The organism is Yinghuangia aomiensis, assembly GCF_039542225.1.
Classification (GTDB): domain Bacteria; phylum Actinomycetota; class Actinomycetes; order Streptomycetales; family Streptomycetaceae; genus Yinghuangia; species Yinghuangia aomiensis.
This window is the reverse complement of record NZ_BAABHS010000050.1, coordinates 41,136-56,305: the sequence shown is the minus strand read 5'-3', so window position 1 is coordinate 56,305 and position 15,170 is coordinate 41,136. Positions and strand designations below refer to the sequence as shown.

Sequence of the window (15,170 nt, the reverse complement as noted above, 5' to 3'; positions counted from 1 at the left end):
TTTGACGCGGGGGTGGCTGGTGTCGAGCCAGTCCGGGGTCTGCTGGTCGGTGACCAGGTAGATGGTGCGGATCCACGGGGCGTACATGTCCAGGGACCGCAGCGAGAACCGCAACTCGTCACGACTGCGGTAGCGCGCGGTGCCGCTGGCCGAGTCCTCGACCGGCAGGCCGCGGGCAAGGAGCGTCGCGTTCCGGCGGCCGATCCACGCCGAGTCGTTGCCGTCCACCCAGGTGTAGACGGCGTCGATCGGAAAGTCGACCATCGAGGGCAGCGTCCGGGTGAACGGTTCCGCAGTGGTGACCTCGCGGCCGCCCGCCGACGTGCGGACCGGCGTCAGCGTCTCCTTCGGCAGCAGTCGGCCGAAGGTGGTGGCCGCCGGGCTCACCAGGTCGCGGCCGTCCGCGGATTCGGTCAGGAAGGACACGGTCGTCCCGTAGACGCCGGAGAAGCGCAGCGAACCGCCGGACGTGACAACCGGCTGGAAGACGCGCACGCCGGACGGCGCGCGCAGCAGGTGCCACGCGTTCAGGGTGCCGGCCATAGCCGTCTTCATGACGCCGCCGCGCTCCGACAGCGCGGCGACGTAGACGGCGTCGTCCGCGTAGAGCCCGGACAGCGCGTCCAGGACGTCCTGGCGCCGGTCCGCAGTCACACCGACGTGGTGACGCAGGTTCGGGTCCTTGAGGTACGTGTAGGGGACCTCGCCCTTCTCCAGCGCGTCCAGCACCAGGCCCAGGTTCCGGTCGATGACGTCCTGGGTCGTCAGGTCGTCGGCCACCAGGCAGACCTGGCCGCCGCTGCGGCGAAGGTTGGAGTGCAGGGCTTCGACGCGGACCTGGTGGGCCTTGTGGCTGAAGTCCCCGCCCATCCGCCGGGCTTGCGACGGCGTGGCGGTGAGGACCGCGTTCCCGCCGGAGGTCTCCGCCATGTGGCGGGCGAACCGGTCGGCCTTCGCGTCGGCGGCGCCCGGCTTGCGTGCCGCCGCGTGGAGTTGTTCGAAGAGCCGCTCCCACATGCCGCCGACGCGGTCCTGTGACAGGTCGGCGACCGACTCGAGCGCGGCCTCGCCGAACCGGTCGCGCAGGTCCGAGTCGCCGACGAGGCGGCCGAGCGCCTCGGCCAGCGCCTCGATGTCGTCCGGCGTGACGACGAACCCGTCGACGCCGTCGCGGATGATCTCCCCGGGGCCGTTGGGGCAGTCGTACGACACGCAGGGCAGCCCGGCAGCCTTGGCCTCGGTGAGCACCAGCGGGTACGCCTCCACCTGGGACGTCAGCAGGCAGATCGACGCCCGCGCCCATTCCTCGTGCATGCGCGGCGCGTTCCCGAGGAACTGCACGCTGTCACCGAGTTCCAGGCCCTCGACCAGCAGGCGCAGTTCGGACAGCTTGGGACCCTCGCCGTAAATCCGCAGCGTCCAGCCTGGGTGTTCGGCGGTGACCAGCGCGAACGCCTCGATGGCGTGCTGGATCTGCTTCTCGGGCACCAGCCGGCCGGCCATCGCGACGACCGGGTTGACCCGGGACGACTTCGGCCGGAACCCGTTCGGGACCGCGTTGGGAATCACGGCCAAGTGCGGGGCCTGGCGGCCGAACGTCTCGGCGAACCAGTCGTGCGTCGGCTCGGTCAGCGTCACCAGCGCGTCGAGGGCCGGCGTGTAGCGCAGCAGCGGCTCGCCGCTGACGCCGCGCAGCTCCGAGACGCGGTGCTCCTGGTGCACCGTGACCACCGACGACGGCGCCAGCTGGACGGCCAGGGCCATCAGCGCCGGCGTGGGCGTGACGAGGATGTCGGTGTCGGTGGTGCGGAGTTCCCGCTCCAGCTCGCCGTCCGAAAGCCGGTTGAAGACGCCTTCCCAGGCCGGCTCGACGTAGCGGCTGGGGAGGGCGGCCAACGCTGCGAAGTCGTCGGCACTCAGGTCGCGTTCGGCGACGGGATGCGGCTGTGCGGGGTTCACCACGTCGACGAGATGCCGCACGGTCACACCGTCGGGGATGTCGAAGAAGTTGCGCGTCTTCATGCGGAAGACGCTGACTATCTCGACCTGGTGCCGGGCGGCGAGCGACGCGGCCTGGTTGAGGATCGCACGCTCGGTGCCGCCCATGGTGTCGGCACTGGTCAGCAGGTAGGTGATCTTCACGAAGAGGCTCCGGGACGGGCAGAGGCGACGGGGGTGCAGCCGAGGCGGAATTGGTGTCGTGCGCTGTAGTGGGGCCGGACGCGTACCAGCTCGCCGGACCGGGTCGCGACCAGGACGGTCCGCATCCGGAACACGGTGCGCGGTACCCGGGCGACCTCCAGCTCGCGGCCGACGACGATGCGCGTACCGTCGCGCAGCCGTGCGTGGACGTGCCAGACCTGCTCGCTGTCCGCCCGGGGCAACTCGTCGAACGGGATCTCGACGGTGCACAGGTCGCCTTGGCCCGCCGGAACGGCGGCGTGCCGGACTGTGTTGTCGTGCGACAACTCCACGGACACCGGCGGCGCTCCGCCGCCGACCACCCGGAACGTCAGATGCGCACCGGAGTGCCGCAGTTCGAAGCGCTCCACGACCGCGTGCGGCCGCGGCTCAGCGACGGATATTCGCAGCAGGCCCAGCGGGCTGATCCGCACCCGATGGCTGCGGCCGCTCAGCACGCTCACCGTGGGGCTCTGGGTCGGCCCGCCCGCCTCCGCGGCATCGAGCGGCCCTTCCAGGTCGAACGCGTTCAGCTTGCGCCCTCCGGAGGTCAGCAGCACGCGCAGGCGCCAACGACCGGGGGTCAGATCGGTGCCGCCGGGCATCGGCCCGAGCAACACGGTGCCTTCGACGAGCAGTTCCTGGGGGCCCGCGCGCCGCACGGCGAGCGGCACCCGGTGGTGCGAGCCGGAGCCGACGAAGAACAAATGCGCGGCATCCGCACCCGAGTCGGCCGGGACCGGCAGCGACACCTGGATGTTGAAGGTGTGCCCGTCGAGCACCGACGCGTGCAGCACGCGGCCGCGGCGGTCCCCGACGAACGGGTGCAGCGCCGTGGTCACGGCGGTTTTGCGCACGGCGGCGGCCTGCGGCCGGACCCGGCGGTCGAGCACCTGCTGCGTCCGGACCGGCAGGACGTCGAGCGCGATGCGTGCGGCATCGCTGGTCACGCGCACTGTGTGCCGGAGTCTCAAGACGCTGTCCTCACGGTGGTCGTACTGCGGACGACCGCCGCGGAGGACGCGCGGGGCCGACCGCCCCCGTCCCCGTTGTCTGCCGCCACGCAGAGGGGTGTGCCGGATCACCGGCACACGGTCGGCGGGCCCGACCGTGCCGAGGTGATCGCGTCGCTGGTGATGCCCCATCGTAAGCAATACCCGCGCGCAGCGGACACCGGCGCGGTCCCGGCGGGCTTCCCGCCGGGGCGCCCCGGCGGGCGCGGTTCGGCGGCAGGGCCCGCGTTCCGCGTACAGTGTGACCGCTGCCGACGGTGCCGCACCGGTCGGCACCGTAGTGATCCGAGGGCAGTCGCCCGCCGCCTGCCATGCCATCCCGTGCTCCTGGCGGTCGACGTCGGGGAGGGTGGACGAACGAGTGCCGAAGATTTCTCGACGCGGTTTCGTGCTGGCCGTTGCCGGTAGCGCGGCCGCCGTGGGCGTGCCGACCGCGGTGTGGCTTGCCGACGACGACGGCGGGGGCGGCGCGCCGCGCCCCAAGCCCAAGGCCCGGCCCGACAAGGTCGCGTCCCGGCAGCTCAACATCGTCGCGCACCCCGACGACGACCTGTACTTCCTCAACCCGGACGTGCAGCAGGCCATCCTGGAAGGCGACGAGGTCACCGGCGTCTGCGTCACGTGCGGTGAGACGGACGGCAAAAACGTCCGGGACGGCGACAAAACGCCGGTTCCGGTGGATTTCCCCAAGTACAGCGCGGCCCGCCAAACCGGGCTGCGGGCCGCCTACGCGGAAATGGCGGTGGGCGACCGGAAGAGCCCGTGGTCCCGCGAAGCCCTGCCGCTCCCGGGCGGGCGGGTGGCCGACCTGTCGACACTCCAGGCCGCGCCGCATGTCCGCCTGGTCTTCCTGAACCTGTGGCAGGACGGCACGCGGTCCGGCGTCCCGGGCCCGCGTCCGCGGGAGTTGTGGGCGGGAGCGGCCGGAACCATCCCGACCATGACCTACAAGTCCGGCCCGTCGACGACGTCGTACGCCTACGACCGCGCCGGCCTCATCGAGGTGCTGGCGGCGTTGATCGAGCGCTACCAGCCGTCGGTGATACGGACCATGGACCCGGACCCGGACTACCTCAAGCACAACAACGCCGACCACGCGACGCGGCAGCACGCCGACTTCGGCGACTACGCCGACCACCAGGACCACAGCGCCATCGCGATGTTCTCCTGGGCGGCGATCCAGCAGGTCAACAGCCGGGCGGCGGGCGCCGCGGCCGGTCCGGCGGTGGAAAGCTACCGCGGGTACGTGAACGAACGCTGGCCGTACACCCTGGACGAGGCCGCGTTCCGCGAGAAGGTCCGTCTGCTCGGCATCTACGGCTGGACGGACGGCAAGAGCTGCGGGGACCCGTACGGCTGCGGCGACCTGAAGGTCGCCGACGGCGCACCCGGAACCGGCTGGGGGCAGAGCACCACCCACCGGTATCCCGGCGACACGTCGTGGCTGCGCACGGCGCCGGACGGCCGGCAGGCGGCGTTCGCCGTCCTCGGCGGCCAAGCGGTCGTGTGGTCCGCCGCCCCGGCGGGCGCCTTCGCAGCACCGGTGCCGCTCGGTGGCGGCCCGCTGCTGCCGCAGGTCGCGGCGGCCTGCACGCCCGACGGGCGGTTCGTGGTCTTCGGACTGCGCATGCACTTGGAGGCCGCGTCGCCGGGCGGCCAACGCCGCAGCCTGGTCTTCGCGGAGCAGACCGGCCCCGGCGGCCGGTTCTCGGACTGGACCGACCTGGGCAACCCCGCGGACGGAATCCAGCTGGACGCGAACCGCGCGCGGAGCGTCGGAACGCCGAGCGCGGTCGCGCTTGCCGACGGCGGCATACAGGTCTTCGTCCGCAACACCGGCACCGGCCTGAGCACGCGGTACCGCCCCCGGGGCGGCACCTGGGGTCCGTGGACCGACCTGCGCGGCGGCGCGATCCAGGACGGGATCGCCGCGGTGGCCGACGCGGACGGCCGCATCGAGGTCTTCGGCAGCCGGAAGGACGGGATCGCGCGCTGGTCGCAGGCCGTGCCCGGCGGCCCCTTCACCTTCGGCCGCCTGGACGTCCCGGCGCCGGCCGGCCCGCCGGTGGCGCTGCGCGGATCCGACGACCGGCTCCGGCTCGCCGTCCGCCAGCCGCAGACCACGCAGGTACTGGTGTACGCCCAGCGCAAGCCGGGCGGCGACTGGGACCCGAAGCCCTCGGCACTCGGCGGGCCGGGCGGGTTCGGCCCGGTCGCGGCCGTCCACCGCGACGACCGGACGGTAGTGGCCACACGCAACGACGCGGGCAATGTGAGCGTCGGACAGCACCGCGGCAACGGCAACGCGGACGCGTCCTGGGCGCCCGGCGGCCCGGCCCTCCTGCACAGTCCGTCGGTCACGCTCGCGCCGGACGGCGGGTTCACCGTGGCCCTGCTCGGCGTCGACGGGCGTCTGTACACCTCACGTTCCCTCCGTACCGACGGATCCGCCGAGATGACACCGTGGACCGCCGCCGGCTGACGCCCGGCAACGCCCACGCTGCACCGCACCGTCCATCCTCCGGACGCCCCGGCCGGCCGCCCTCCCCCACCCGACCGCCCCAACGCCTCGAGGACACCTCATGATCGCCCCCGAAACCGTCGCCGCCGCCGCTCCCCCGGGCGGGACGCGCGTACGCCATCTGACGACCGAACTGCGCCGAATACCCGCGCTGGGCGCCATCATCGCCGTGCTGCTCGGGCTCACGATGTCCTGGGTGATGTGGAACGACCAGCGACCGCTGACGTTCCCCGACACGATGCACTACTACCAGCAGTCGCTGCGCTTCACCGGCGAGTCGGGCGACCTCAGCGGCAAGGCGATGGACTTCGTCTGCGGCGACTTCCGGGCGTCGCAGGACATGTCGCACGCCGACAAGCAGGATTGCCGTGACTACGTCGGCGGAAGCTGGAGGTTCCCCGACCCGTACAACGCGATCTTCACTGCCCGCCCGCTGTATCCGCTGCTGGCCGCGCCCTTCCTCAAGGTGTTCGGCCCCCCCGGGTTCGCGCTGTGCACCCTGCTGATCGCCGCCGCGTGCGGGGTCGCCATGTACGCCGCGGCCCGTGCGATGGGCATGTCGAAGGCCCACGCACTGCTCGCCGAATTCGTGTTCTTCATCCTGCCCACGGGCTACTGGTGCACCCGCATGCTGTCCGAGGGAACGGCGGTCCTGGGCATCCTCATCGCGCTCGTTGGTGCCGCCAAAGCGCTACGCGGCGGCGACAAGTACCTGGGAGTTGCGCTCACCGCCTTCGGCCTCCTGTGGGCCCTGTTGGCGCGCTCCTCATCCGGTCAGGCCGCGGTCGCCGGACTCACGGCCGGCGCCCTGATCACCGCGGTGGTCGTGGCGGGGGCGACCCGGCGGCGCGCCTTGGCACTGGCCGCGGTCAGCGCCGCGACCGGTGCGGGCCATCTCGTAGTCAGCGCGGTGCTCGGACTGCCCGGGCTCAAGGACAGCCTGCACGACTTCTACGGACGGCATTTCCAAGAGCCCATGCCGCCCGACGTCTACGAGCGCCTGCTGCGCGGCAACCGGACGTTCTGGTCCGACTGGATGCACGCCCTGCCCGTGTGGAACATGGGTTCCGGGCTCGCACTGATCGGCCTCGCCGGTGTGGCGATGGCGCTGCGCCGTCTCAGCGCGGTGTGGCTGGCGGTCGCCGCGTCGGCGGCGCTGCCGCTCGCCCTGCATCCGGCGATGGGCGACGCCGACCGCATCGGCGTGCACTTCTGGATCGTCGTGGCCCTGGGGATCGCGCTCGTGGTCAGGAAACCGCGGAACTACGCGGCATCGCAGTTTCCGGAAGCGGCTGCTCCTTCCGGTCGGTGACCGGGCGCCCGTTCCCTCCGCCGCCGGCGGGGGGAACGGGGCGGTACCGGGACATCCGCCGGAGCCTGGCCTCGCAGGGGTGCTCCACGAAGCGGTAGGCGGCGTACGAGGCCACCAGCGACAGGACGAGCCAGACCGCGACGGGCACGAGGTTGTCCCAGGTCGCGCTGCGGTCGTAGACGACAGTGCCGGTCAGTCCGTCCATGACCAGAATGTGCACGAGGTAGAAGGCGTACGACCACGTCCCCAGCGCCACCAGCGGGGGTGAGGCCATCCAGGTCCGCCGCCCTTCGATGTCGCCGATCGCCGAGACCGCGATCAGCAGGGCGAACAGCGGGGCGAGGGCCTGGATCGTCCAGCTCGCGACGGTCCACGGCTGGTTGTGCAGCCAGTCGAGCCCGTAGAGCAGCCCGCCGAGCACGATCAGCAGGTGCCAAGGCCGGATGCGGGTCCGCCAGCCTTGCCGCACCGCGGACGCGGCGATGATCCCGAGCAGGAACTCCAGGAACCGGCCTGCCGGGAACCGGAGGATCTGCAGACGCACGTGGCTGTCCGTCGGCTGGATCAGGTCGAAGGTGAAGTACCGGTAGGCCCACATCGCCATCACCACGGCGACGGCGCATCCCAGCAGGACGCGTGGGGAGCGGCGGATCAGCAGGGGTGCGACGAACGGCAGCATCAGGTAGAAGAACGCTTCGCAGGACAGCGTCCACGCGACCGGGTTCCCGAAGACGTCGCCGGCCGGGAACCAGGCCTGGAGCAGCCCGACCGACATCAGGGACTTCCGCCAGACCTCCGACACGTCCTCGCGCAGCGCCCACACCGCGACCACCGTGGTGACCAGGAGCAGCGGCCACACGCGCGCGAACCGCCGCCAGTAGAACGTCGCCAGCGGCACGGACGGCGAATACGACCAGGTCAGGACGAAGCCCGACAGGACGAAGAAGAAGGCCACGCCGGCGTCGCCGTACTGGCTCACCTCGTAGAGGTGCGGCAGCGGCGCGCGGTCCGACACATGGAACGCGAACACCGCCAATGCCGCGAACCAACGCAGACCGGTCAGGGAGTCCAATCGGACCCGCTGCTTCCGTTCCGCAGGTATGTGTTCCTGAACCGGCACGGCCTGACCCACCAAGGTCCCTCTTTCCGCGGTGTCCGCTGCGGCTGCCGAGCTGCGGGCGCGTCCGGCGGGCAAGAGGTTCTCGGTTGGCTTCCCGCGGGGGACGCGCGGCAGGGCGATGTCGTCGGCGACAAACGCAACTCGGATGACCGGCAGCATACCGACGGGAGACCGGGCCGGACCGGACCGGACCCGGCCGAGCTCCCGCCGGCCGCCGTCAGCTTCCGCCGCGCACCCGTTCGACAGGGTTGCGGATCCGGGACAATCCCGTCGACAGCCCCTGGCTCAGCACCGGCACCAGCGGGCGTTCGACGCACCGGTTCAGGATGTAAGCGGCGGCGATCGCGCCGGCGGTGACCGCGGCCAGGAGCGCCCAGGCGTTCATGTGCCCGGAACCGTCGTAGATCAGCGTCCAGCCGATGTCCTCGTGAATCAGGTACAGCGGATACGTCAGCGCCCCCATCACGGTCAGGCCGTTCCACGTCACGCGGTCCAGCAACCCCAGCGCCAGAATCGCCATGATCAGGTAGAAGAAGGTGACCAGGGCGATGCACACCGAGACGGACAGGTGCGGGTGGTTGCCATCGACCTGCCGCGGCGCCTCGACGGCGATCGCGTGCTGCGCGAACAGCCACGACATTCCGACGATCCCCCACAGCAGCGGATCGGGCCCGAAACGGTGGATCAGGTAGAAAGCCACACCGCCGATGAAGAACGCCGCGTACCGCGGCTGGACGGCGACACTCAGCATGCCCCCGCCCATCTGCGTGGACACCGCGACGGCCGCGAGCCAGAGCACGCAGAACAGCACGGTGCGCCGATACGTCACACCCCGCCAGACGACGAGAAGCCCGAAGAGCAGGTAGAACCGCAGTTCCGCCCACAAGGTCCAATAGACGCCGTCCACGGACTTCACTCCCATGGGCTCGTGCAGCATCGTCAGGTTCATGAGCATGTCGCTGTACGAAGGCCCCTGCCGCACTTGGGGCCAGAGCGTCAGCACCGCCGCGGTGGCCAGCACCGCGACCCAGTACGCGGGGTACAGCCGCACGACACGCGACCGGAAGAAATCCCCCAGTCCGCGCCCCCACGTGCTCATACAGATGACGAACCCGCTGATGAGGAAGAACAGTTCCACGCCGGTCCAGCCATATGCGGCCACGTCGGAGAACCCGCCGAACAGATCCGTGGTTCTCCGGCCCGCCCAGGCACCTCCCGAGACGCCGCCCGCATATCCGGCGTAGTGGTACAGAACCATCATCATCGCCGCCGCGAACCGGAAGCCGTCCAGAGCCGCAAGCCGGGGACGGCGGACGCGCTTGGACGGCGCACCCGCGCTGCCGTCGCCATGCACCGGAGGGGCCTTCTGCGGCTCGGCCCGATCTCTCACGGGGGCTGCGTCCGACGACGCCGTATTGGATATGAGGTTGTGAGACATGGCCCGCACCCTAGGCCCGACCCCAGCCAACCATTTCCTTGAGTCATCCTCAATACTCTTGCAGGGAAAGGCATTTGAGATGTAAAGCTCCTTTTGCCCGCTCTCACCGCCGGGCGGCTTCGCAGGATTTGGTATACCAGAGGGGAGAGAAGTGTCCCGGCCGATGCGCCGGACCGTGAGCGAGAGCAGGCCGGCCATGCCCCACCCCAGTACCGTCACCGTGTTCCGCGACGTCCGCCCGGCGGGCGGTGCGCCCGTCGAACTGGTGGTCGTCGACGGGGTTTTCGCGGACAGTGTGCCGGTGGGCGCGGTCGCCGAGGTGGTGGACGGCCGGGGCATGATCGCGCTGCCGACGCTGGTCGACGCGCACATCCATCCGGACAAGACGGCCTGGGGCGAGCCCTGGTACAGCCGCCGCCCGGCCTCCGGCCTCGCCGAGTACGTGCAAGGCGACGTCGACCTGTACCGCGCGCAGGAGACGCCGGTCGGCGAGCGCGCTCTGCGGCTGCTGTCCCACGCGGCTGCGCAAGGCACCCGCGCGGTGCGGGCGCATGTGGACGTCGCCCCGGCCTACGGCCTCGACGCGCTCGACGGTGTCGCCGCCGCCCGCGAGGCCCTGCTCGGCGTGCTCGACGTGCAGATCGTCGCCTTCCCGCAGCACGGCCTCCAGCGCACCCCCGGCACCGCCGCGCTGCTGGAGGAAGCGGTGCGCGCAGGCCTGGCGGACGCCGTCGGCGGTCTCGACCCGGCGGGCTTCGACGGGGACCAGCAGGGGCAGCTCGACACCGTCTTCGGGATCGCCGAGCGCTACGGCACCGGCGTGGACATCCACATCCACGACACCGGCGAGACCGGCCTGGCCCCGCTGTACGACATCTGCGCCCGCACCCGCGCGCTCGGATTGTCCGGCCGGGTGACGGTCAGCCACGCCTTCTGCCTGGCCGCCCTCGGCGAACGCGAACTCGACGAAGCCGCGGGCACGTTGGCGGACGCCGGGGTGTCGCTGACCACCGCGGCGCTGGGCGAGTCGACGGTGCTGCCGTTCCGCGAACTCGCGGCGCGGGGCGTGCTCGTGGGCCTGGGTTCGGACGGCGTGCGGGACTCGTGGAGCCCGTTCGGCAACGCCGACATGCTGCACCGGGCGCATCTGCTCGGCTGGGCCGTCGACGCGCGGCTCGACGAGGAGCTGGAAGCGTGCCTGGCGCCGGCCGCGGACGGCGGCGCGGCGCTGGTCGGGCTGCCGCGCGTCGACTTCACGCCCGGCTCCCCCGCGGACTTCATGCTGGTCGAGGGCGAGTGCGTGCCGCAGGTGGTGGTGGATCTGCCCGAGCGCCAGGTGGTCGTCCGCGGCGGCCGGGTCGTCGCGCGTCACGGGAAGCTCGGGTAGCTTCCGCGGGTCGACGGCAACGGGCCGGTCCGCGGGATTCCGCCGCGGGACCGGCCCGTGCTGCCGTGCTCCCCGGTTCAGTCGCGTTCCACGTCCACTTCGGTGAGCCGCGCGTAGCGGGCCGGGTCGCGCCGCCGGATCCGCAGGGCCACGAGCACGCCGGCCACCGCCACGACCGGCAGCGGCACGAGCAGCACGGTGTTGACCGTGCCGGTCTTGCCGGTGAGCAGGTCGAAGTGCAGCACCGCGAGCACGCTCAGCACCACGAGCCCGAGGCACGAGATCAGCGGCGCCCACACCACGCGGAACGCGGACATCCCGCGCCGGTCGCGGCGGAAGAACGCCCACACCGCGAGCGCGGCGAGCGCCTGCATGACCATGACGCCCAGGACGCCGACGCTGTTGCTCCAGAGGAACACCTCGGCGTACGGGTCCGCCGCGAGCAGCACGCCCACCGCGATGAGCAGCACGTTGAAGCCGCTCTGCGCGAGGACCGCGGCACCTGGCGAGCCGTGCTTGCCGGACACCCGGCCGAGGGAGCGCGGCAGCAGGCCTTCGCGGCCGAGCGCGTACATGTACCGCGCGCCCGCGTTGTGGAACGCGAGCGTCGAGGCGAACGCGCTGACGATGATGAGGACTTCCATGCTGTCCGCGAGCCACGTGCCGACGTGTGCGCCGGCCGCGTTGAACGTCAGGTCGGGCCCGTCGGCGGCCTGCGCGAGCGCGACGGCCTGGTCGGTGCCGTAGGCGCCCATGATCATCCACACGCCCAGGGCGTAGAACACGGCCAGGAAGCCGATGGCGACGAAGGTCGCGCGCGGCACCGTGCGGCGGGGCTCCTTGGCCTCCTCCGCGTAGATCGCGGTCGCCTCGAAGCCGGTGAAGGCGCCGATGACCAGCACGAACATGCTCGCGATGCCGCCGTGCGTGAGCGTGCCCGGGTCGAACGAGCCCAGGTCGAAGGCCGCGCCGCCGCGGTCCTTGAAGATGCCGAATTCCATGAGCACCAGCGACAGCACTTCGAGGACCAGCGCGACCCCGAGGACCTTGGCGCTCAGCGTGACGCGCAGCCAGCCGAGCACGCCGGTGGCGGCGATGCACACGCCCGCGAGCACCCACCACGGGATGTCGGTGCCCGCACGCTCGTTCAGGTAGTTCGCGCCGAAGTAGCCGAAGGCGGCGGCGACACCGGGGGTGATCAGGTTGTACGCGACGACGGCGACGTAGGCCGTGGCCACGCCCAGCGTCCGGCCGAGGCCGCGTGCCACGTAGGCGTAGAACGCGCCCGCGTTGCGGACGTACATGCTCATCGCGGTGAACCCGGCGGCGAACAGCGCGAGGAGCACTCCGGACACCAGGTAGCCCAGGGGCGTCCCGGCACCGCCGACGCCGATCGCGAACGGCGCGACACCGGCCAGCACGGTGAGCGGCGCGGCCGCCGCGACGACGAAGAAGACCAGGTCGGCGGTGCCTATCTGGCCGCTCGCCAGCTTGCGGCCGGCGGACTCGGGGGCACCGGACGCCGCCTTCTCGGGCGGTGCGGAAGGCGGAGCGTGGGTGGTCATGGCAGGGACCTCCGGGGGGCGGAGCGGCAGTGCGCGTGGGAAGTGGGGGTATGTCAGCCGCGGTGCGGCGGGCGGTGGTCCGCGACGACGCGGCCGCCGTGCAGGACGAGCAGGCGCGGCGGGTGTCCGGCGACGGCTTCCGGGACGGACGCGGCGTCGACCACGACGAGGTCGGCGCGGGCGCCTTCGGCCAGGCCGTAGCCGGTGAGGCCGAGGACGGCGGCGGCGTTGTCGGTGGCGAGGGAGGCTGCGTAGCGCAGGTCGTCGTCGGTCATGAGGTCGCCCTGCAGGCCGATGATCGTGGCGCGTTCGAGCATGTCGCCGGTGCCGTAGGGCCACCACGCGTCGCGGATGTTGTCCGAGCCGGCGAAGACCCGCACGCCCAGGTCGCGCAACCGCAGCACGGGCGGCATGGTCCCGGCCGGGCCGTTCGTCATGATCGCGACCCCGGCCGCGGCCAGGGTCTCGGCGGTGCGCGCCACTTCGGCGTCGTCGACCTGGCCGAGCGCGTACGCGTGGCTGACCGCGACGCGGCCTCCGAGGCCGAGCGCGGCGGTGCGCCGGGCGATCTCGCGCAGCTGCCCGGTGCCGGTGGTGCCGCCGTCGTGCAGGTGGATGTCGATGCCCGCGCCGTGCCGCTCGGCGAGGCCGAAGACGACGTCGAGTTGTCCGGCGGCGTCGCCGTCGAACCCGGCCGGGTCGAGGCCGCCGATCAGCTCGGCGCCCTCGCGCAGCGCGGCGTCCAGCAGGTCGGCGACGCCCGGCGCGGTCACCACGCCGCTCTGCGGGAAGGCGACGAGCTGGATGCCGAGGAAGTCGCGGCAGGCCTCGCGCACGGCGAGGAGCGCGTGCAGGCCGTCGAGGCCGACGTCCGGGTCGATGTCGACGTGCGAGCGCACGTGCCCGGTGCCGAGCGCGGACATGCGGCGGGCCAGCGTCATGGCCCGTTCCTCGACCGGGACCGGGATCCGGCGGCGCAGCTCCCGCTCCGCGGCGATCTGGGTACGCAGGTCGGCGACGGGCAGGTGCGGCTGCCACGGGGAGCCGAGGAACGTCTTGTCCAGGTGCGCGTGGCCGTCGACGAACGCCGGCATGAGCAGCGCGCCGGCCAGGTCGACCGCGTCGGCGGGCGGCTCGGCGGGCTGGGCGGGTCCCGTGGGGTCGGTGGGCTCGGCGGCGGCCCGGATCGCCGTGATCACGCCGTCGGCGAGGCGTACGTCGGCGCGGGTGCCGTCGGGCAGTGTCGCGTTGCGCAACACGGACGGTTCGTACGGCGTCGGCATGGCTCTCCTCGGGGCGATTGCGGGCCGCATGGCGGCTGCGGCGGGCCGGCGTGCGGTCGTTGTCGGTTCGGGCGGGCGCGCTCCGGGAGGTGTCCGAGGCGGGCGGCGGCTACCGTAACTGGTATACCGAATACCAAGCAACGGTCTGTTGCGGAAATCATCTGGAATGATCGGGAGGCCGGAGCCCGCCCGGCCGCACCGCGCCCACGTCTGGAGTACGCCCATGAGCCCGCGCACCACCGCCGACCGCCCGAACATGGGCGACGCGCACCGGTCCCTGCGCGACCAGGCGTACGTCGAGCTGCGCGAACGCATCATCGAAGGGCAGTACCCGGCCGGCCACCGGCTCGTCGAGCGCGAGATCGCCGAAGAGCTGGGCGTCTCCCGGATCCCGGTCCGCGAGGCCATGCAGCGCCTGGAGACCGAGGGCTTCGTCGCGATACAGCCCCGCAAGGGCGCGGTCGTCGCGGACTTCGGGCCGGAGGACGCGCGGCACTTCTTCGCCGTCCGCGAGTCGCTCGAAGCGCTCGCCGCGGGACTGGCCGCCACCCACGCGAGCGACGCCGAACTCCGCGCCCTCGAACGCATCGTCGAGCGCTCGCGCCGCGCGGCGGAGGCCGGGCGGCTGCGCGAGGCCGTCGCCCTCAACGCGGACTTCCACCAGCAGATCGTCGACATGTCCGGCAACCCGCTGCTCAAGGACCTGATGACACCGCTCGACGGGCGGCTCCGCCGGCTGTTCCGGCTGACGTCGACCCCGGAAGACGGCGCCGCGATGTGCGGCGAGCACGAGCGCCTCTACGCCGCGATCGCCTCCCGCGATGCCGAACAAGCCGCCGAACTCGCCCGCCGCCACGTCGTCGGCACCCACGAGAACGCGCTCGGCATGCTCGCCCCCGACACGGCGGCCGAGAACCGGTAGCCGATCCTCCGCCGCTCCCGGGCGGTCCGCCGTGGCCGGCTTGCCCGGGTGTCCCGACGCGGTGCCGTCAGCCTCCGAGGTCGCGGCGCCGGGTTCCGGCGAGCGCCGCCGCGCCGAGCAGCCCCGCGACCGCGGCGAGCAGGGCGTACGGCAGCAACTCCACGTCTCCGCCCGGCAGTTTCGGCAAGTGGGTGAACGGCGACAGGTCCATCACCGGCTGCGGCAACTTCAGGGCGTCGCCGACCATGCCGAGCAGCACGCACAGCGCGACGAGCACCCAGACCGCGGCCATCGCGCGCGGCCACAGCCCGAACACCGCACCGCGACCGGATCCTCTCCCGCTGGGAAGCCACCCTGCGCACCGGCGTCGACGCGGTCGGCCCGGACACCGGGGCGGGCGAACGCCTCACCGAGACCGTGGAGTTCTT

General features: G+C 72.2%; 11 protein-coding genes. 4 read left to right on the top strand and 7 right to left on the bottom strand.

The features are described from left to right. Both ABEA93_RS38540 and ABEA93_RS38535 read right to left on the bottom strand, forming a co-directional pair. Positions 1 to 2,142, bottom strand: a 2,142-nt coding sequence (locus tag ABEA93_RS38540) for a Stealth CR1 domain-containing protein (protein ID WP_345680639.1), incomplete at its 3' end; no start/stop codon positions are given. Next, positions 2,139 to 3,131 carry a hypothetical protein gene (locus ABEA93_RS38535; RefSeq protein ID WP_345680638.1) on the bottom strand — a complete coding sequence of 331 codons (993 nt, stop codon included), beginning with the start codon at positions 3,129 to 3,131 and terminating at the stop codon, positions 2,139 to 2,141. The genes ABEA93_RS38540 and ABEA93_RS38535, both read right to left, overlap by 4 nt. A 481-nt stretch (positions 3,132 to 3,612) precedes the next feature. On the opposite strand from ABEA93_RS38535, the gene ABEA93_RS38530 reads away from it, so the two are divergent. After that, positions 3,613 to 5,676: a PIG-L family deacetylase gene (locus ABEA93_RS38530; RefSeq protein WP_345680637.1), complete on the top strand. Its 2,064-nt coding sequence runs from the start codon at positions 3,613 to 3,615 to the stop codon at positions 5,674 to 5,676. Between the two features lie 100 nt (positions 5,677 to 5,776). Then, positions 5,777 to 7,027 (top strand): hypothetical protein, encoded by a 1,251-nt coding sequence (locus ABEA93_RS38525; RefSeq protein WP_345680636.1) that lies wholly within the window; start codon positions 5,777 to 5,779, stop codon positions 7,025 to 7,027. Here the strand turns inward: ABEA93_RS38525 and ABEA93_RS38520 are convergent. Then, the gene (locus ABEA93_RS38520; RefSeq protein ID WP_345680635.1) at positions 6,963 to 8,099 is read right to left on the bottom strand and encodes an acyltransferase family protein; all 1,137 of its coding nucleotides are present in this window, start codon (positions 8,097 to 8,099) and stop codon (positions 6,963 to 6,965) included. The two genes, ABEA93_RS38525 and ABEA93_RS38520, sit on opposite strands and share 65 nt — an antisense overlap. A gap of 265 nt (positions 8,100 to 8,364) precedes the next feature. Continuing rightward, positions 8,365 to 9,585 (bottom strand): acyltransferase family protein, encoded by a 1,221-nt coding sequence (locus ABEA93_RS38515; protein ID WP_345680634.1) that lies wholly within the window; start codon positions 9,583 to 9,585, stop codon positions 8,365 to 8,367. Between the two features lie 163 nt (positions 9,586 to 9,748). Between ABEA93_RS38515 and ABEA93_RS38510 the strand changes: the two genes are divergently transcribed. Continuing rightward, positions 9,749 to 10,972 (top strand): amidohydrolase, encoded by a 1,224-nt coding sequence (locus ABEA93_RS38510; protein WP_425585251.1) that lies wholly within the window; start codon positions 9,749 to 9,751, stop codon positions 10,970 to 10,972. A 77-nt stretch (positions 10,973 to 11,049) separates the two neighbouring features. Here the strand turns inward: ABEA93_RS38510 and ABEA93_RS38505 are convergent, their stop codons facing one another. Together ABEA93_RS38505 and ABEA93_RS38500 are read right to left on the bottom strand one after the other, a co-directional pair. Then, complete coding sequence (locus ABEA93_RS38505; protein ID WP_345680632.1) at positions 11,050 to 12,537, bottom strand: APC family permease; 1,488 nt, start codon at positions 12,535 to 12,537, stop codon at positions 11,050 to 11,052. A 53-nt stretch (positions 12,538 to 12,590) separates the two neighbouring features. Further along, positions 12,591 to 13,820 (bottom strand): amidohydrolase family protein, encoded by a 1,230-nt coding sequence (locus ABEA93_RS38500; protein WP_345680631.1) that lies wholly within the window; start codon positions 13,818 to 13,820, stop codon positions 12,591 to 12,593. A 223-nt stretch (positions 13,821 to 14,043) separates the two neighbouring features. On the opposite strand from ABEA93_RS38500, the gene ABEA93_RS38495 reads away from it, so the two are divergent. Beyond that, on the top strand, positions 14,044 to 14,742 hold the full coding sequence (locus ABEA93_RS38495; RefSeq protein ID WP_345680630.1) for a GntR family transcriptional regulator: 699 nt from the start codon (positions 14,044 to 14,046) through the stop codon (positions 14,740 to 14,742). Between the two features lie 67 nt (positions 14,743 to 14,809). Here the strand turns inward: ABEA93_RS38495 and ABEA93_RS38490 are convergent, their stop codons facing one another. Further along, positions 14,810 to 15,058, bottom strand: a complete 249-nt coding sequence (locus tag ABEA93_RS38490; RefSeq protein ID WP_345680629.1) for a hypothetical protein — start codon at positions 15,056 to 15,058, stop codon at positions 14,810 to 14,812. Positions 15,059 to 15,170: the final 112 nt, after the last annotated feature.

Excerpts from the sequence above, each read along its gene's own strand:
- ABEA93_RS38525 (WP_345680636.1), top strand. The coding sequence starts at position 5,777 with ATGATCGCCCCCGAAACCGTCGCCGCCGCCGCTCCCCCGGGCGGGACG.
- ABEA93_RS38515 (WP_345680634.1), bottom strand. The coding sequence starts at position 9,585 with ATGTCTCACAACCTCATATCCAATACGGCGTCGTCGGACGCAGCCCCC.
- ABEA93_RS38510 (WP_425585251.1), top strand. The coding sequence starts at position 9,749 with ATGCGCCGGACCGTGAGCGAGAGCAGGCCGGCCATGCCCCACCCCAGT.
- ABEA93_RS38505 (WP_345680632.1), bottom strand. The coding sequence starts at position 12,537 with ATGACCACCCACGCTCCGCCTTCCGCACCGCCCGAGAAGGCGGCGTCC.
- ABEA93_RS38500 (WP_345680631.1), bottom strand. The coding sequence starts at position 13,820 with ATGCCGACGCCGTACGAACCGTCCGTGTTGCGCAACGCGACACTGCCC.
- ABEA93_RS38495 (WP_345680630.1), top strand. The coding sequence starts at position 14,044 with ATGAGCCCGCGCACCACCGCCGACCGCCCGAACATGGGCGACGCGCAC.